Raw genomic sequence first — 17,538 nt, forward strand, 5'->3', positions numbered from 1 at the left:
GCCGCATCCAGCAGCTTCGCCAGATTGGCCACGATCCGCCCGCCCGTCGCAGCAAACGGATGCCCCGCCGCCAGCGAACTACCCTTGACGTTCAAACGGCTGCGATCAATCGACCCCAACGGCGCATCAAGCCCCAGCCGGGATTTGCAGTACTCCGGATCCTCCCAGGCCTTCAGTGTGCATAACACTTGCGCGGCAAATGCTTCGTGGATTTCGTAGTAGTCGAAATCCTGCAAGGTCAGACCATTGCGCGCCAGCAAACGCGGCACCGCATACACCGGGGCCATCAGCAATCCTTCGGCACCATTGACGAAGTCCACCGCCGCCGCTTCGCCGTCCCGCAGGTACGCAAGGATCGGCAGACCACGTTCTTTCGCCCACTCCTCACTGCCCAGCAACACCACCGATGCGCCATCGGTCAGTGGCGTGGAGTTGCCGGCGGTCAGCGTGCCCTTGGCGCTTTTCTCGAAGGCCGGTTTCAGGGTCGCGAGCTTTTCCAGGGTCAGGTCCGGGCGCAGGTTGTTGTCGCGGGTCAGGCCGAGGAACGGCGTCATCAGGTCGTTGTGCCAGCCTTCGCTGTAGGACGCGGCAAGTTTGTGGTGGCTTTCGAGTGCCAGTTGATCCTGCTCTTCGCGAGGAATGCTCCAGGTCTGCGCCATCAATTCGCAGTGTTGGCCCATCGACAGGCCGGTGCGCGGTTCGCCGTTGCGCGGGAATTCGGGGATCAGGTGTTTCGGACGCAATTGCAGGAAGGTCTTGAGCTTGTCGCCAGTGGTCTTGGCGCGATTGGCTTGCAGGAGAATCTTGCGCAGGCCTTCACTGACGCTGATCGGCGCGTCAGACGTGGTGTCGACGCCGCCGGCAATGCCGCAATCGATCTGGCCAAGGGCAATCTTGTTCGCCACCAGCAACGCGGCTTCCAGGCCGGTGCCGCAGGCCTGCTGAATGTCATAGGCAGGCGTTGCCGGCGACAGGCGCGAGCCGAGCACGCATTCGCGGGTCAGGTTCATATCCCGTGACAGTTTCAGCACCGCCCCCGCGACCACTTCGCCCATGCGCTGGCCGTGCAGGTTGTAGCGTTCGATCAGGCCTTCAAGGGCGGCGGTGAGCATCACCTGATTGCTCGCGGTGGCATACGGCCCGTTGGAACGGGCGAATGGGATGCGGTTGCCACCAATGATCGCGACGCGGCGCAGCTGACTCATGAAAAACTCCTTGTGAAATATCCAGTCTGAAAATCGGGCACTGAAAATCCCGCCGGGCCCCAAAAACACCGGGGGCAAACTACTCTGCTGTTCTAGCGTAGGCCTTATTGCGTGGATCGAACGATTGATTGCCCTTCGCAGTCCACACTTTGAACCCCATCTTCTGGAGAGCGTTCCATGTCTGACCGCTATATCGACTTCGCCAACTCGTCCATCGGCCACCGTCTGGTCGGGGCCCTGGGCCTGCCGTCGCCGGTGCGGCTGGAACGCTGGCAGGCCGGGCGCCTGCGGCCGGTGGAGGGTGCGCTGCTGATCGGCGGCGGGCCGCTGGCCGAACGGGTCAGCGCCTTCGCCAACCGGCTGACGGATGCCATTTATCGCTACGGCGATCAGCCAGCGGCCGCCACCCAATGGATTCCCGGCCATGGCCCGAAACTCAAGGCGGTGGTGTTCGACGCCAGTGAATTGCAGCACACCGACCAGCTCAAGCAACTGCGCGAGTTCTTCCAGCCATTGATGAAGAACCTCGACAGCAGCGCGCATCTGGTGATCCTCGGCCGCGCCCCGGAAACCCTGCGCGAACCGTTCGCCGCCAGTGCTCAGCGGGCACTTGAAGGTTTCTCCCGCTCGCTGGCCAAGGAGCTGCGCAGCGGCGGCACCCTGCAATTGATCTACGTGGGCGAAGGTGCCGAGGATCAGCTCGAAGGGCCGCTGCGGTTTTTCCTCTCGCCGAAAAGCGCATTTGTCTCCGGGCAGGTGATTCGTCTGAATCCTTGTGCCACGCCGGTGACCGACTGGACGCGCCCGCTGGCCGGGCGCAAGGCGCTGGTCACCGGCGCGGCGCGGGGTATCGGCGCCTCCATCGCCGAGACGTTGGCCCGTGATGGCGCCGAGGTGATTCTGCTCGACGTGCCGCCGGCCAAGACCGATCTGGAAGCCCTGGCCGCGCGCCTCGGCGGGCGCGCCATCACGCTCGACATCTGCGCCGAGGACGCCGCCGCGCAGCTGATCGAACAGTTGCCGGACGGCCTCGACATTCTGGTGCACAACGCCGGCATCACCCGCGACAAGACCCTGGCCAACATGACGCCCGAGTTCTGGGACGCGGTGCTGGCGGTCAATCTCAATGCCCCGCAAGTGCTGACCAAGGCGCTGCTCGACAGCGGCACCCTGCGCGATAACGCGCGGGTGATTCTGCTCGCCTCGATCAGCGGCATCGCCGGCAACCGCGGGCAAACCAATTACGCGGCGAGCAAGGCCGGGCTGATCGGACTGGCCCAGGCCTGGGCACCGACGCTGCTGGAGCGTGGCATCAGCATCAACGCCGTGGCGCCGGGTTTCATCGAAACCCAGATGACCGCGCACATTCCCTTTGGCCTGCGCGAAGCCGGACGACGCATGAGTTCGCTGGGTCAGGGCGGCCTGCCACAAGACGTCGCCGAAGCCGTGGCCTGGCTGGCGCAACCGGGCACCGGTGCCTTCACCGGACAGGCATTGCGGGTCTGTGGACAAAGTGTTCTGGGGGCTTAGGCATGAGCATCGAATGGCACACGCTGCACCGCGAACCGAGTCTGCCGGGTTTGTATGTCCGGGCCGCGACCCGGCGCAAAATCACCGGCACCCGTTTGCCCGACAGCGGTCTGCGCTGCGGGGTCGACATCGACGGCAAACGTCTGGCGGCTTATCGCAAGGTCTGCGGTTTTGCCGATGACGGTCTGCTGCCGCCAACTTATCCACATGTCCTGGCGTTTGCGTTGCAGATGCAGTTGCTCACGGCCAAAGACTTTCCATTCCCGCTGTTGGGGCTGATTCACCTGAGCAATCGCATCCGCATTCTGCGGCCGATGGGTGGAATCAGCCACGTGCAGGTCAGCGTTCGGGTGCATAACCTGCAACCGCATCCCAAAGGCGCAACGTTCGATCTGCTGACCACCCTCGACGATCAGCTCGGCCCATTATGGGAAGCCGAAAGCCAGATGCTCTGTCGAGGCGTGAAGCTTGAGGGTGAAGCGCTCGAACAGGTGTGGGAGCCCACGCTGCCACTGATGCAGGTGGCGCAATGGAAAGCCCCGGCGGACATCGGCCGGCAGTACGCCAAGGTCTCCGGCGACTACAATCCGATCCACCTGAGCGCCGCCAGTGCCAGACTGTTCGGTTTCCCCACCGCCATTGCCCATGGTCTGTGGAACAAGGCCCGCACGCTGGCCGCGCTGGCGGATCACCTGCCCAGGGCCAACCTGGAGATCGCCGTGCATTTTCGTAAACCGGTGCGCCTGCCGAGCGAGGTATCGCTGTTCGCCAGCGCGGCGGGTTCCAGCGGGGAGTTGCGTCTGATCGGTGCCGGGGACCTGGAGCACATGGTCGGTCACTGGCAACCGATTGCCTGAATCAATAGGCCGCGCCAATCGTTACCGCGCCCCTCGCGGAGTTCGATCACAACAGCGAAACATGATCAATTGTGTGTATATAACTTAAGTTTCTGCCGCCGTTATCCAACCCCCGGCCAAACATCAAGCCTTGATTCTCAAGGCTTTTTTTTGCGCGTTTATATCCTCGGCATTAGTCGTTAAGCAGCAAATCACACGCTTATATAAAGGCGTTAATACCAACTTGAGAATGGTGTGGATCCAACCTTGCGACTGATATGAGCACAACGGACGAAGGCATTGCCGGCAACAGAACCGGCTAGCCGTCGAAGACAACGAACGTTGAGACAGGTGCAAGGAATACCCATCATGAAAACTCAAGTTTGGTGCAAATCAGCAACAGCGCTGGCATTGATCCTCTCCCTCGGTCTGGCCGGTTGCAGCAGTGGCGGTGGCGGTCACCACAGCAGTTCCGGCAGTTCTTCGCCGGACAGTTCCACCGCAGGCACTGGCGGGACATCCGGCAGCGGCGGAACAACAGGAACCGACGGCACCACAGTAACCGGCGGGACAGGTGGTTCGGATCCGAGCAATCCGACGAATCCGACCAATCCAACCGACCCTACCAACCCCACTAACCCAAGCACGCCTCAGCCTCTGATCACCTCAACCCTGGTGCAGGATGTCGGCGGCACCGTTGCCGGTGTCGGCAATGGCGTCGGTCAGGTCGGCGACTCGCTCAGTGGCGTGCCGGTGGTGGGTGGTGTGGTGCAAAGCGCGGCCAGAACCGCCGGCAATGTGGTATCCACACTGGGCGACGGCATCGGCAACGGGATTGGCAAACTGGCAACCACCGATAACGGCCTGGGCGTCACCGCGTCGGCTGTTGGCGGTGTAGTGCAGGATGTCGGCAACGGCGTGTCCGACCTGAGCGGCAAACTGGCGACCGCCACCGGCAGCGTGCCTGTGGTCGGCGGCGTGGTCACCAAAGTGGCGCCGCTGCTCAACGGGGTTGGCGAAAAAGTCACCATGCTCGGTGACACCCTCAGCACCGCCACCACCACCGGCCCGCTCGGCTCGGTGACCAAAGAGGTCGGCAGCAAACTGGTGCCGGTGATCGCCATGGTTGAAAGCACCACGGACAAACTCGGCGGCACCACCGGCCTGGGTGATCCACTGAACGGTGTGCTGCAGAAAGTCGGCAGCGCTGTCGACGGCGTGGGCGACAACGTCACGGGCGCCGGCAATGGCAATGCCCTGACCAACACCGTCGGCGGCGCCCTGAGCAATGTCGGTTCGGCGGTCGGCAAGACCGGCGGGCTGGCGGATAACGGCACCGGTTCCGGAACAGGTGTCGGCGGTGGCCTTGGCAACAATGGTCTGCTGCAAACCGTTGGTGGCGCGGTCGTGAATGTCGGCGCCGGGCTCGGTGCCGGCAACGGCTCACTCGGCTCACCGGGCAATGTCCTGGCCTCGGCCGGCAATACCGTGGCCTCGCTCAATACAGCACTCGGTGGCTCGGGTTCACCGATCACCACGCCCACCACACCCCTGGCAACACTGGGCAACAACATAGGCACCGGCCTTGCACCGGTCACCGCCGCCGTCACCAACCTGACTCAGAACGTCGGCAGCGCTACCGGTCTGGGCGCTCCGCTTGCCGGCCTCACCGGTCAGGCAGGTGGTGCAGTCAGTAACCTTGGCGGCGCCATCGCCGGCACCAACAGCAACCCGGTCGTGACCGCTGTCGGCAATACCGTCGCCACCGTGGGCAACACCGTCACCGCCGTCGGCGGGCTGGTCAACGGCGGCACCGCCGCTGGCACCGGTGGCGGTCTGGGCGGAGTTCTCGGTGGCCTGACTGGCACCTTGGGCGGCAACAAACGCTGAATTGCACCTGGCCGATTCGACGGCCTAACCTACAGCGCCTACGCTTGGTTGAGGGCGGAAGATTCCCACGAGTCTTCCGCTTTTTTCTTAGGAAAAAACCCGCCAAGTGCTGCGGTTTGAACATGGAGTGTCCTATGCGCGTTATGGCATCCCTGCTGTTCCTCAGTCTCAGTTCCGCTGCCCTCGCCGACACCCTTCCCAGCTTTCTCAACAGCAACGAAACCATCCGCAACCTGCCGGTGCCGAATCTGCCCGCCGACGCCTACCGTCCGAGCGCCGCGCCGCTGCAAGTTCCGGAACCCGGTGCCGCGGCTGCCGAGCCGTTGATGATGGGCACGAAGATCAACCTGAAAACCGTGCAGATCGAGGGCGGCACGATCTACCCGCTCAACGAACTGGCAGAGATCTACAAACCCCTGATCGGCCACGAAACCAGCCTCGCCGATCTGATTGAAGCGACACGCAACATCACCCGTCGCTACCAGAACGACGGCTACCTGCTGTCCTACGCCTTCCTGCCGCAGCAGACTTTCGACGACGGTGCCGCGCGGGTGGTGCTGGTGGAAGGTTATGTGCGGGATGTTCAGGTCCAGGGCGATATCGGCCGGGTCAAGGGACTGATCGACAGACTGACGGCGAAGATCCAGGCGGAACGCCCGCTGACCCGCAAGACCTTCGAGCGCTACACCACGCTGATGACCCGCATCCCCGGCGTCACGATCCAGGCCCAGGTGCCACCGCCCGGCACCACCGACGGCGCAACGACCCTGATCGCCCAGGCCAGCCGAAAACCGTTCACCAGCACCCTGAGTACCACCGAAGACAACCGCAACGGCACCCAGGCCTTGCTCGGCGTCAGCAGCAACTCACAGACCTCGATGGGCGAACAGCTGAGCCTCAGCGGCCTGTTTCCACCGGGCGATGACCACGAGCATTACTATCGTCTGGACTACAGCCAGTTCCTCGATGACGAAGGCACGCAACTGAGTCTGTCCGCCTCGCGTTACCGCGCCGACCCCGGCACCAACGTGCTGCTGAACAACGGTCTGGAACTCAAGCCGCACCGCGAAAACGACCGTTACTCCATCGGTTTCAGCATGCCGCTGATTGCCGCCTCCAATGAATTGCTGACGGCCGGCTCGCGCCTGTACGCGGTCAACGACAAGACCCGCTACAACGTCATCGGCTATCCACTCAGCGCCGAAGAACGCACCGACATCCGCGCCCTCGCCTTCGAAAGCGACTGGCGCAAGGCCGATGCCCGGCAACTGCGGATTCTCAGTGGCGGGGTTTATCAAGGCTTCGACAGCATGGGCGCGCACACCAACAACAGCGCCATCGACCTGCATTTCTTCCGTCTGCGACTGTCGGGGGTACAGAGCGACAAGTTCTTCGACAACTGGCAAGGCGTGCTATCAGGGGCGTTGTACTGGAGCGACGACACCCTGCCCGACAGCGAGCGCGCGGTGTTCGGCGGGCAGAATTTCGGCCGTGGCTACCCCGACGATCAAGCGTCCGGCGACAAGGGCTGGGGGGTGGCTTACGAGATCAACTACAGCTTCAACCGCGACGGCAACTGGGTGCGCATCCTGCAACCCTACGTGGTGCTCGATCGCTCGCGCAGCTGGTTCAACCAGTTGCCGATACAGGCCAACAGCCTGTCCTCCGCCGCGGTGGGCCTGAGGTTCGGCGATGCCAAGTACTACAACATTGCGCTGGAGGCGGCCAAACCGATGTCGGATGAAGCGCTGGATACGTTCAATCGCCGGCCACGTTACAGCATCAGTTTCAGCTATCAGTTGTAAGTCGCTGTCGCAGGCCACTCCGGTGGCCTGCGAAGCACGACTACTGCTTCTCGATCTTCCCGCCCGCATCCGGGTCATAGAAATCGGGGATTTCATATTTGTATTTCTTCAGCCAGCGCTGCATCGCCAGTTCTCGCTCGGTGGCCGTGGCCGCTTGCGGGTCAGGGGACGCGGCCTTGTTGCGGCTTTGCAGCAACAGCCAGCCTTCGGTTTCCTGCTGCTGGGCCGATGCCGGGCCGGCGTCGATGGCGAAGGCACCGAGCGGCAGGCTCAGCAGGCTCAGGCAGCACAAGGTCTTGAAGGTATTCATGGCGCCTCCTGGAGGTTCACTTGATCGTCGCCGGTTGCGGGTCAGCCACCACCGCAACCTGATTGCTCGCGGCGGGTTTGGCCGGCACCGGAGCCTTGAGTTTTTCCGCGCGCTCCTGGGCATCGGTGAACTGTTCCGGGGTCAGGTGCGCGCGGCTGACGACTTCGGCGGCTTGTTGCCAGTTGTTCTGGTAGATCAACAGGGTGACCAGATTCAGCGTCGCCAGTTGATTGTTCTGCTTCAACTCGATGGCCGTCAGAAACTCGAACCGGGCGTCCTGGAGTCGCAGCTGATTGAGGTACACCACGCCCAGATCGTTGCGGATATTTTCGTTGGTGGGCGCCAGTCGCACCGCCCGTTGCAAGTGGGCCTGCGCCTGACCGTTGTCGCCACGGGCGGCATACAGCTGGCCCAGGCCATGTTCGGCGTCGGCGCTCAGGCAAGTACCGAGCAGGCCGCGATACAACGGCTCGGCTTCACTGCGTCCCAGCAGGCGGTAGACCCTGGCCTTGCGCAGCCGCACCTCGACAAGGTTGTCGGGCAGGCTTTGCAGGTTGGCCAGGCTGGCGTGCAGCTTGCCGTCGTTGGCCAGGTCATCGACCAGGTTCAGCGACAGCTCCTGCTCGGAGCTCAGCTTGCTGCAACTGGCCGGCGCCAGCATCGTCGTCCACGGCGCCTGACCGTCCGTTGCGCAACCGCCGAGCAACAGCAAACTTGCCACGACCATCAGTGCTTTCATCAAATGCTCTCCATCGCCAGTGTCAGGACGCAAACGCCCGGGTGATTGCGGTAAATCCGGGGCCCGCCAGTACGATCAGCAAGGCCGGAAACAGGAACAACATCATGACCACCGACATCTTCGCCGACATCTTCGAGATGTATTCCTGCAAGCGCGTCAGGCGGCGGTCATCCAGCAGTTGCTTGAGCGCCAGCAGCGATTTCATTGCCCCGCCGCCCTGCTGAATCAGCTGTTGCAGGATCACGCTGGTGTCGGTGAACTCATCCACTGCCAGCATCGCCGCAGCCTTGTTCAGTTCCTGGCCGAGTTCCAGACCCGAGTCGACACGCGCCAGAATCAGGCGCAGTTCGCTGGTCAGTTCCGGCAGCAGCTTTTGCCCCTCGATGCTGAGCACGCGCAAGGCCTGCTCGACGGCCATGCCGGACTCGAACAGGATCCGCAGCAGAGGAATGAACGTCGACACTTCCACCGAAATGATTTTCTGCCGACGGCCAGCGGCATACGCCAGCAGACGTTTGGGCAGCAGATAGCCGGCGCCGGTAGCGATCATCGGCACCAGCCAGCCGTTGGGGGCCTGGGGGAAAAACACTTCCTGCAAGAACAGCCCCAGGCCCAGCGTCAGTAACGGCGTGCCGATCTGGCAGGCGGCAAACAGCGAGCGTTCACTGGCCCGACGCCAGCCGAGGCGGCTGAGCAGGGTCTGGGTTTCACTGTCGATGCTGACCGAGCGCTGGCCGAAGCGGCTGTTGCCCAGCGCCCGCAACCAGTTGCCGAAACGGTTCCCGCGCACCAGATGCCCCTGCAGACGCTGGTTGACCTGACGCACCCGGCGGCGCTCGGTCAACAGGTGGTTGCCGACCAGCAACAGGGCGCCGAGCAACAGCATGAGACTGGCCAGCATCACCATGTCAGACACTCCTCAACATGCGCCACAGCGCCAGGCAACCGAGCACCTGCAGCACCACCGCGATAATCAGCATCGTCTGGCCCCCGGAGTCGTTCCACATGCCGAGCATGTAGCCGGGATTGGTCAGCATGAAATAGCTCACCAGGATCAAGGGCAGCGATCCGAGCACCCACGCAGTCATGCGGGTTTCGCCGGTCATGGCACGCAACTGACGTGCCCCCTGGTCGCGCTCGCGAATCAGTTTGATCAGGTTCTCCAGCAATTCGCTGGCGTTGCCGCCGTAGCGATGATTGACCTTCAGGCCCAGGGCGAACATGCGCAGTTCATCCTGCTCGTAGAGTTCGGCGAAATCGCTCACCGCGTCCGGCAGGTTGACCCCCAGCTGCACGTTGCGCTGCACCCGGCCCATCGCCGACTTCAACGGATCGTCACTGGTTTCGATGCCGCCCATCACCGCGTCGCTCAGGGTCCGGCCGGACTTGAGGCTGCGCACGGTGTGGTCCAGCAACTGCGGCAATTGTTCGATCATGCGGTTGAGCCGGCGCCGGTACAGCCAGGCGATGTACAACCGCAGAATCAGGGGCGGCGCCAGCATCAGGATCAACAGGCCGATCCATTCGGCCATCAGGTAACCCAGCATCATGGCCAGGACCCACAACGCCAGCCATAACCCGAAGTGCTCGCTCGGCCGGCCGAGACCCGCCCGCAGAAACATCCGCTCCAGTCCGCTCCACGAGGTTTTTTCTGCCGCTGTTTGCGGTTGCCCGGCGGCCAGACGTGTCAGCACCCGTTCGTTGGCAGTCTTGCGCACGCCATGCAGGAACAGGCGAATCGACAGCCCCAGCATCAGCAGGCAAATGACGATCAGGATCACCGGTCCGATCATGACGAAGGCTCCATGCGCTCAGCCCAGACTCGACTCGTGCCGCAACTTGTCGCCGGCCGGGTTGACCGCTTCACGCAGGAAGCCGAAACCGGTGCGTCGATCAAGACGGAACAGCGTGTTGGTGACATAAACGTCTTCGCGCACGCCGACCACTTCCACCACTTCGCTGACACAGCGGCGACCATCGGGCATGCGGGTCAGCTGGATGATCACGTCGAGCGCCGCGCAGATCATCTGGCGCAGGGTGCGTTCGGCCACAGTGCGCCCGGTCAGACCGACCAGAGTTTCCAGACGCAGCAACGCATCCTGGGCATTGTTGGCGTGCACCGTGCTCATCGAGCCGTCGTGGCCGGTGTTCATTGCGGTGAGCACGTCGAGCACTTCGACACCACGGATCTCGCCGAGAATGATCCGGTCCGGGCGCATCCGCAGGGCGTTGCGGATCAGGTCGCTGGCCTTGACCTCGCCATGACCCTCGGCGTTCGGCGGCCGGGTTTCCAGACGCACCACGTGCGGGTGGCCGAGCTGCAATTCGGCGACGTCTTCGATGGTCACCAGCCGTTCGTGGGGGTTGATCAATTGGCTGAGGATGTTCAGCAATGTGGTCTTGCCGGTGCCGGTGCCGCCGCTGATCAGGATGTTGCAGCGCTTGCCCACGGCGTCCTGGAAACAATCGAAAATCGCCAGATCGATGGTCTGCATGGCGATCAGGTCGCTGCTCTTGAGCATGTCCTTGCGGAATTTGCGAATCGACAGACACGGGCCATCAAGGGCGATCGGCGGAATGATCGCATTGACCCGGCTGCCGTCGGGCAGGCGTGCATCGACCATCGGCGAAGACTCGTCCAGCCGTCGCCCGAGCGGCGCCAGAATGCGCTGCATGACCCGTTCGACGTGATGCGCATCGATAAAGCGCAGATCACTTTGATGCAGTACCCCGTCGCGCTCGACGAATACCCGGTGCGGGCCGTTGACCAGGATTTCGGTCACGGCGGGATCACGCAGCAACACTTCCAGCGGACCGAATCCGGTCAGCTCATCGACGATTTCTTCCGCCAGCCGCTCCATCTCGTAACGTGAAATCGCCAGGTGCAAACGGGCAATGTATTCGGCGACCTTGTCGGTGACGAATTGCGCCAGCAACTGCCGCGAACCTTCCAGCAGGTTTTTCCCGGACTCCTCGATGGCATCGATGATGTAGCGATGCAGGACCAGTTTCAGGCCTTCGTGATCTCCGTTGCCCGACTGGCCTCGCGCGGGGGCGCCGAAGAGTTTTTCCGGACTCATGAGGTGCCTCGCAACCGGTCGAACCAGGTGGACTTGGGTTTGGTCAGGCCTTCTGAACGATTGACCATGTTTTCGGAGCGTTTGGCCAGGCGTTCGCCAAGCGCCCGCAGGCTCTGGGTGAGTTTTTCCCGGGGGGCCAGTTCAAACAGGCTGACGCCCTGGTTCTTGGCGTTCATGCGCAGCTCCGGACTCAAGGCCAGCACCGCGATCACTTCCAGATTGAAGGTCTTGCCCAGGGTGTCCGCATCCGGCGCGACGTTACTCAAATAACGGTCGACCAACAGCCGTCCGTGATCGAGCTTCATGCCTTTTTCCCGCCACAGATTGAACACCGCCAGGTTGCGCCGGCAATCAAGCACATTCTGGTCGGTGTACCACAGCAACTTGTCGCAGTGGCTGACAAAGGTACGCAAGGCTTCGCTGTCGGGCTGGCCGGTGAGGTTCACGACGATGTGCTGGAAGTGCTGGCGCAAGGCGCTGAGCAACATGTACAGCTCGGCGGCGCTGGTGCTTTCCAGTGGCTCGTCATTGTCGGCGTACGCCAGGATCCGCAGCCCCGCTTCAGCGCTGGTGAAGGCACTGTCGATCAGCGTGGCGTCGAGCCTTCGCAGGTGGCGCAAGGCATCACCGAAGTGGAACGAACTCTCCAGTCCTAGCAGTGCAAGGCTGTCGCCACGGGGCAGGCCGAGATCCAGCAACAGCGTCTGCTGTCCGCTTTTTTGCACCACCAGCGCCATATGGTTGGCCAGTAACGCGCCGTCGGAACTGCTCTGCACGCCGTACAAAACGGTCAGGCCACCCAACTGGGCATTGTTGGCCACCGGTGGCAGGCGCTTGCTCAAGCGTCGTACCAACCCGGCCACTTCGCTGGAGCGCGAACCATAGGCGACAAAGTCTCGCGCTCCGGCGCGCATGGCGTTGAGCACCAGCTGGTTGTCCATGCCGTCGCCGAGGGCAACGATTGCCAGCATCGGCTTGGCCTCCAGAGCGCCTTCGATCAGCGCGCTTTGGGCCACCACGTGTTCGCGATCGAGGCCGACGAACACCAGGCTGGCGAAGGTGACATCCACCAGTGCGAGCAATTCATCGAGGCTGCCGGCACCGGCGCTGACCACTTGGCCCAAGGGCGCGAGGGCGCTTTGCAGCCACTCCAGATCGGTGCTGTTGCGGGTGATGGCGAGAAAGGTCTGACTCAGGTTCTGGCTCATTGGGACAACCCGCTGCGCTTGTCGAAGTTGCCGTTTTCCAGGAAGAACATGCGGTAGAAATTCGGGTCGTAGTTGCGCAGTTTTTCGCCCGGCAACGACGGCAGTTGCGCGTCTGCCGACAACGGCCGCACCAGATGCGGGGTGACGATCATCAGCAGTTCACGCTCTTCGCGCTTGATCTGCGAGCTTTTGAAAAATGCTCCGAGCACCGGGATATCGCCCAGCCCCGGAAACTTGTCGACCTGGGAACTGTTGGTGGTGCTGATCAGACCGCTGATGACAAAACTCTCGCCATCGGCCAGGGAAATACTGGTGTCGGTGCGGCGGATGGTCAGGGCCGGCACCGTGGTGCCGGCGATCTGCACGGAGTTGCTGAAGTCCAGTTCGCTGACTTCCGGCGCGACTTTCAGGGCGATGCGGTCGTGGCTGATGATCGTGGGCGTCAGCGTCAGGCGGATGCCGAATTCCTTGTATTCGATGGACACGCTGTCGCTGCCGGAACTGGGCACTGGAATCGGAATCTGCCCGCCTGCGAGGAAACTTGCGCTCTGCCCGTTCAGCGCTACCAGGCTTGGCCGCGCCAGGGTGTAGGCGAAACCGCTGCCCTCAAGGGCGTTGATGATCGCCATGGTATTGCCGCCGATCCACGAGAAGTTGAACAGCGAGTTGTCCACCGGCAGTCGCGGCTGCGGCACGCCATCGATGGGCGGCAATGTCCCGGGGGAGCCGAACAGGAAATTGCCGCGGGTACCGATCAACTTGGCCGAGGCCTGTTTGAGTTTGGTGCGGCTGACTTCGACAAAACGAATGTCGGTCTGCACTTGCGAGGGCAACAGCGCATCATCCGAAGGCAATGCACCGGTGCTGGTCAGGGCCGAGGTGGCGGCGCCCTTGACGAACACCATGCTCTGACGCGGTTCGCCGGAGCAGCCCGTCCAGACCATCAGGCTGGTGGCGCCCGGCGCCATGCCGGTAAGCAGGAACGAGGAACTGCCGTTGGCATGCACGTCGGCGATTTTCGGATCGCCGATGGCCAGGCGCGTGATCGCCACCGGTGATTGCATGTCCTGTTGCCAACCTTCGTTGATTTCGATCACGGGCGGCAGGCGCCCGAGGGCCGAGCAGTTACTGCTGGCCGCATGAGCCGCGTTAATCGACAGTCCCATCAGCAGCAAGGCCCGGAGCACGGGATTGAAGGTCGGCCAGGAACGACTCTGCATGCACTTGGATCCTTGCTCAGTCATGGATTTTGTTGGTTGATCTGATTGCCGCGAATCACTTCCACCGCAGGCCGTATCGCACCCGCGTGGTCGCCGCTCGGTGGCGCTTTCGGCGCAGTCCCCAGCGCCAGCTGAGTGAACTGGAAGAGTTGGCTGTTGGCGGCAACCAGTTTGTCCGGTGCCTGGCTTTCGCCGGCCCAATACTTGGCCAAGCGCTGTTCTTCGCTGCTGCGCACCGCCAGGCGCAATGTCCCGACCTGGGTGGCGAGCATCATTCGACTCAGCAGTTGTTCGGGCACCGCCAGCACCACGGTGCGCGCGGCGATCCGGCGCAGATCCTGTTTGATCTTGTCGTCGGTACTCAGCGCCGGGGAGGACGGTTGACCGTCATTGGTCAGGCCATACTGCTCGCCGACACCGAGCACGCGCATGGCCGGCACCACAATCTGCGCCGACTGCTGCGGGTTGCTGGCGTCCTGGCGCAGGAACAGCAGCACATCGACGTAATCCCCGGGAACCAGTTGCCCGGCCGCGCCGATGACTTCATCGACCGACACCGCCAGCGCGCGCTCATCGCGGTGGATCATGCGCGCCAGCGTTCCGCCGGCCTCGAAGCTTTCATCGTTGAGCCAGGTCCCGGCACTCAGGTGGCGCCACGGCGTACGGCCCACGACCTGTTCGATGGTGCCGAGGCTGCCGGCAGGCGCACTGCGCAGTTTTTCAACGGCCAGGTCGGCGGCGGTGAGGGGGGTGAACGGCGGGACGTCATGCACCAGGACCACCACTGGCTGGCGGGTCTGGTCTTCGGCGGCAGCGACGGTTTTTTCGACGGTGACCACCGCCGGCACGGGTGCCTCGGCAACCGGAGCAGGTTGCCGGCTGAGCACCAGGCCCCAATACCCGACAACAATGGCCCCCAGTAAAAGCACGGCGGCAAGGCCCATGGTGACACGACTGTTCATGACGGCTCTCCCTATCCTGCTGCACTACCAGCCCGCACTTCCTACCAAGGGAACATCGCAATCAGGCAGCTATGAACATCCAACTATTTCGCTATTTCCAAGCTAGCTGAAACAAGCCAAAACGCCATTACTGGCGGGCAAATAACCTACGAAAGTATGGGTGTTGGCCAAATAGCAGTCGAAATACCGGAAATGACGAAGCGACTAATCCTTTGTGATTAGTTCGTTCTTACAGTTGTTGGGAGGGAGTTTGTTGACAATGCTCAAATGGCACGGTGGAACCTTGCCGCTGTCGCGTGACATCAGCGCCAAAGGCGCGAAGGAGTAGACGTATGTTTCGTATGAGTCTCGACTATCTGGCGGCCAGGGTGCGGCTGTTCCTCAAGAGCGATGAAGGAGCATCGGCTATCGAGTACGCGATTGTGGTAGCCATGGTGGCGGTGGTGGTCGTGGTGTTCGTCTCCCCGATGGGCACCAAGGTCTACAACATCTTCAGCACGATAATGACCTCGCTGAATGGTACGGTTCCGACCAAACCCACCATCCCCTGACCGAGTCCTTCTCTCCATCCATGCCTGCCGGCTGCCGAGAAAAAAGCGCGCAGGCATTGCCCGCCCATTGTCTTTCCGGTGCCCGGCAGCCCCTGGCATGTAAGGAGAACTCTCATGCTCTTTGAATACTTGATGATGCGTGCCCGGTTGCTTCTGACGAGTACCGAAGCCGCGTCGGCTATCGAATACGCGATTGTGGTGGCAATGGTCGCGGTGGTGGTCGTGGTGTTCGTGACGCCGGTTGGTGGCAAGGTGTTCGCGATCTTCAACAACATCCTCGTGGCCCTGGGCGGTTCGTCACAGACTGCGCCGACGCAGTTGCCCTGACTCGATGGTTGGTAAATCTCACACTACACTCGGACCCACCTTCAGTTTCTCAGGGATTGCCCAATGACTGCTTCCTCACTGCCCCGCCAACAGTTGCTTCTGGTTGACGACGAAGAGGACGCGTTGCTGGAGCTGGCGGAGTTGCTGGAGGGTGAGGGCTTCGTCTGTCATACCGCGACCTCGGTGAAACTCGCCCTGCATCACCTGACCCGCCATCCCGATATCGCCCTGGTAATCACCGATCTGCGCATGCCGGAGGAAAGCGGCATGTCGTTGATCAAGCGCTTGCGCGAACACACCTCGCGCCAGCATCTGCCGGTGATCGTGACATCGGGACATGCAGACATGGAGGATGTGAGCGACATGCTGCGGTTGCAGGTGCTGGACCTGTTCCGCAAGCCGATCTATCACGTGCGTTTGCTGGAAACCCTCGACAACCTGTTTCCAAAACCGAAGGTGAATGCCGGGTAGAGCGATTACCCGGCAGTCTGTCTCAGTGTGCGGTCACTCGCTGACGCAAACCGGAGTTACCCGGCGACAACGCCAACGCCAACTGCGTGCGGTTATGCATGTGGGTCAGGCGCAACACCTGCGAAACGTAAAGCTTCACGGTGTTCTCGGTAATGCCCAACTCGCACGCGATCTGATAATTGGTCTGGCCCTTGCCCACCAGGCGCGCCACATCCAGTTGCCGTGGCGACAGCTGATTGAAGATCGCCGGGATCTCCAGTGCATCGGCCTCGCTCGGCACCTCGTTACTGACGGGCGCAGGGCCGCGACGAACCTTGTCCAGATCTTGGTACAGATCATCGATGGACGACGACAGGTCCTGAAGCTTCTGATTCAAGTGCCCCAGTTGCAGGGTTTTCTGCCGTTCCTGCAGCACCACCTCCTGACGCTGCAGACCCTCCAGCAACTCGTCCAGATTGACCGGTTTCTGGTAGTAGTCGGCAATCCCGGCGCGCAACGCCTTGATCACGTCCTGCTTGTCGGCGCGGCCGGTGAGCATGATCGCTTCGAACGCCCGGTGTTTGCCGGCCAGCCGTTGCAGTTCCTGCACCAGCTGAATGCCGTCCATGTCCGGCATGTGCAGGTCGCACAGCACCAGGCCGATCGCGGTGTCGTCAGTAAAACGCTCGATCGCCTCTTTACTGGACTCGCACGGAACACAGCGGTAGCCGCTGCTCTCGAGAAATTCACAGAGTTCTTCGACGATCAGAGGCTGATCATCGACAACGAGGACTTTTACCGCAGATGTAAGCTTGTTCACGTGCCACTCCATGCCCAGGCCAAAACTGACCATTCCTGTACTGTCAGCCGTTGGCCGTATAACCAGTACCTTTGAAAGTAGACGCACTTTCCGACTATGTACATAAGACTAGTGGCGTTTAGCGACTAATGGATCCAGGGTAGTGCAAGTAAAAACCCGATCAGCACGAACGGCGCAAATGGCAGCTTTTTTGACATCGATGGCGCCATATATCGAAGACGATGCCTAAGCCCTTGACTCATATGCAGCCAGACTCTTGGCGCCAGCAGAATCCAGATCAGGCTCGCCGCGCCGGCACCGATAAAAATCCCGAGCAGCGACGTGCCGTCCGTCGCAAGGCCAAGAGCTGTCATTAATTTCACATCGCCGGCGCCCATTCGACCCATGAAATACCCGGGCAACGTGAACGCCAGTGCCACCAGACAAGCCCAACCGCCCTGCCCCGCTTCGGCGCCCATCCAGGTGGTGCCGAAATACACCAGATAAACCAGCGCAAGGGTGCCGACACCCAGGGTCAGGGCATTGGCAATCCGTCGTTGCCGGGCATCCTGTGCCGCGCAGACCGCCAGCCAGATCAGTAGGACAAGACTTTGCATCCGGTAAAA

18 protein-coding genes are annotated in these 17,538 nt (G+C 62.0%); 7 read left to right on the forward strand and 11 right to left on the reverse strand.

Annotation, left to right across the window (positions count from 1 at the left end; genetic code table 11):
• Positions 1–1,205: acetyl-CoA C-acetyltransferase (locus tag AC3WRD_RS00005; RefSeq protein ID WP_102650847.1), on the reverse strand; the 1,205-nt coding region annotated here is incomplete at its 3' end.
• 177 nt (positions 1,206–1,382) lie between these two features.
• On the opposite strand from AC3WRD_RS00005, the gene AC3WRD_RS00010 reads away from it, so the two are divergent.
• From AC3WRD_RS00010 to AC3WRD_RS00025, 4 genes are all read left to right on the forward strand, one after another.
• The gene (locus tag AC3WRD_RS00010) at positions 1,383–2,735 is read left to right on the forward strand and encodes a 3-oxoacyl-ACP reductase (protein WP_096819707.1); all 1,353 of its coding nucleotides are present in this window, start codon (positions 1,383–1,385) and stop codon (positions 2,733–2,735) included.
• Positions 2,736–2,737: 2 nt separating this feature from the next.
• The gene (locus AC3WRD_RS00015; RefSeq protein ID WP_102620063.1) at positions 2,738–3,592 is read left to right on the forward strand and encodes a MaoC family dehydratase; all 855 of its coding nucleotides are present in this window, start codon (positions 2,738–2,740) and stop codon (positions 3,590–3,592) included.
• 348 nt (positions 3,593–3,940) lie between these two features.
• The gene (locus AC3WRD_RS00020) at positions 3,941–5,461 is read left to right on the forward strand and encodes a collagen-like triple helix repeat-containing protein (protein ID WP_102620064.1); all 1,521 of its coding nucleotides are present in this window, start codon (positions 3,941–3,943) and stop codon (positions 5,459–5,461) included.
• A gap of 134 nt (positions 5,462–5,595) precedes the next feature.
• On the forward strand, positions 5,596–7,266 hold the full coding sequence (locus AC3WRD_RS00025) for a ShlB/FhaC/HecB family hemolysin secretion/activation protein (RefSeq protein WP_102620065.1): 1,671 nt from the start codon (positions 5,596–5,598) through the stop codon (positions 7,264–7,266).
• A gap of 40 nt (positions 7,267–7,306) precedes the next feature.
• On the opposite strand, the gene AC3WRD_RS00030 is transcribed toward AC3WRD_RS00025, so the two are convergent.
• The 8 genes from AC3WRD_RS00030 to cpaB are packed head-to-tail and all read right to left on the reverse strand — an operon-like array spanning position 7,307 to position 14,785.
• A complete protein-coding gene (locus AC3WRD_RS00030; protein WP_102620066.1) occupies positions 7,307–7,576 on the reverse strand; it encodes a DUF3613 domain-containing protein in 270 nt (89 codons plus the stop codon).
• A gap of 16 nt (positions 7,577–7,592) precedes the next feature.
• A complete protein-coding gene (locus AC3WRD_RS00035) occupies positions 7,593–8,315 on the reverse strand; it encodes a tetratricopeptide repeat protein (protein ID WP_096819721.1) in 723 nt (240 codons plus the stop codon).
• 22 nt (positions 8,316–8,337) lie between these two features.
• Positions 8,338–9,222 carry a type II secretion system F family protein gene (locus tag AC3WRD_RS00040; protein WP_102620067.1) on the reverse strand — a complete coding sequence of 295 codons (885 nt, stop codon included), beginning with the start codon at positions 9,220–9,222 and terminating at the stop codon, positions 8,338–8,340.
• Between the two features lies 1 nt (position 9,223).
• Entirely contained in the window at positions 9,224–10,108 is an 885-nt protein-coding gene (locus AC3WRD_RS00045) for a type II secretion system F family protein (protein ID WP_102620068.1), read from the reverse strand.
• A gap of 18 nt (positions 10,109–10,126) precedes the next feature.
• Complete coding sequence (locus AC3WRD_RS00050; RefSeq protein WP_096819718.1) at positions 10,127–11,395, reverse strand: TadA family conjugal transfer-associated ATPase; 1,269 nt, start codon at positions 11,393–11,395, stop codon at positions 10,127–10,129.
• On the reverse strand, positions 11,392–12,603 hold the full coding sequence (locus tag AC3WRD_RS00055) for a CpaE/TadZ family protein (RefSeq protein ID WP_102620069.1): 1,212 nt from the start codon (positions 12,601–12,603) through the stop codon (positions 11,392–11,394). The genes AC3WRD_RS00050 and AC3WRD_RS00055 overlap by 4 nt, the downstream gene beginning before the upstream one ends.
• On the reverse strand, positions 12,600–13,823 hold the full coding sequence (locus AC3WRD_RS00060; RefSeq protein ID WP_096819716.1) for a type II and III secretion system protein family protein: 1,224 nt from the start codon (positions 13,821–13,823) through the stop codon (positions 12,600–12,602). Before AC3WRD_RS00060 ends, AC3WRD_RS00055 begins: the two co-directional genes overlap by 4 nt.
• 20 nt (positions 13,824–13,843) lie before the next feature.
• Positions 13,844–14,785, reverse strand: coding sequence for a Flp pilus assembly protein CpaB (cpaB, locus tag AC3WRD_RS00065; protein ID WP_102620070.1), 942 nt, complete (start codon positions 14,783–14,785; stop codon positions 13,844–13,846).
• Positions 14,786–15,126: 341 nt separating this feature from the next.
• Here cpaB and AC3WRD_RS00070 point away from each other — a divergent pair, with 341 nt between their 5' ends.
• The 3 genes from AC3WRD_RS00070 to AC3WRD_RS00080 all read left to right on the forward strand — a co-directional run bounded on the left by AC3WRD_RS00070 (position 15,127) and on the right by AC3WRD_RS00080 (position 16,134).
• Positions 15,127–15,336, forward strand: coding sequence for a Flp family type IVb pilin (locus AC3WRD_RS00070; protein ID WP_255261910.1), 210 nt, complete (start codon positions 15,127–15,129; stop codon positions 15,334–15,336).
• Positions 15,337–15,450: 114 nt separating this feature from the next.
• Complete coding sequence (locus tag AC3WRD_RS00075; protein ID WP_096819713.1) at positions 15,451–15,663, forward strand: Flp family type IVb pilin; 213 nt, start codon at positions 15,451–15,453, stop codon at positions 15,661–15,663.
• A 63-nt stretch (positions 15,664–15,726) separates the two neighbouring features.
• Positions 15,727–16,134 carry a response regulator gene (locus AC3WRD_RS00080; protein WP_102620071.1) on the forward strand — a complete coding sequence of 136 codons (408 nt, stop codon included), beginning with the start codon at positions 15,727–15,729 and terminating at the stop codon, positions 16,132–16,134.
• 22 nt (positions 16,135–16,156) lie between these two features.
• On the opposite strand, the gene AC3WRD_RS00085 is transcribed toward AC3WRD_RS00080, so the two are convergent.
• Positions 16,157–16,933 (reverse strand): response regulator transcription factor, encoded by a 777-nt coding sequence (locus AC3WRD_RS00085; RefSeq protein ID WP_102620221.1) that lies wholly within the window; start codon positions 16,931–16,933, stop codon positions 16,157–16,159.
• Positions 16,934–17,058: 125 nt separating this feature from the next.
• Positions 17,059–17,529: an A24 family peptidase gene (locus tag AC3WRD_RS00090; RefSeq protein ID WP_096819723.1), complete on the reverse strand. Its 471-nt coding sequence runs from the start codon at positions 17,527–17,529 to the stop codon at positions 17,059–17,061.
• Positions 17,530–17,538: the final 9 nt, after the last annotated feature.

The sequence above is a fragment of the Pseudomonas sp. FW215-R2 genome (genome assembly GCF_058789255.1).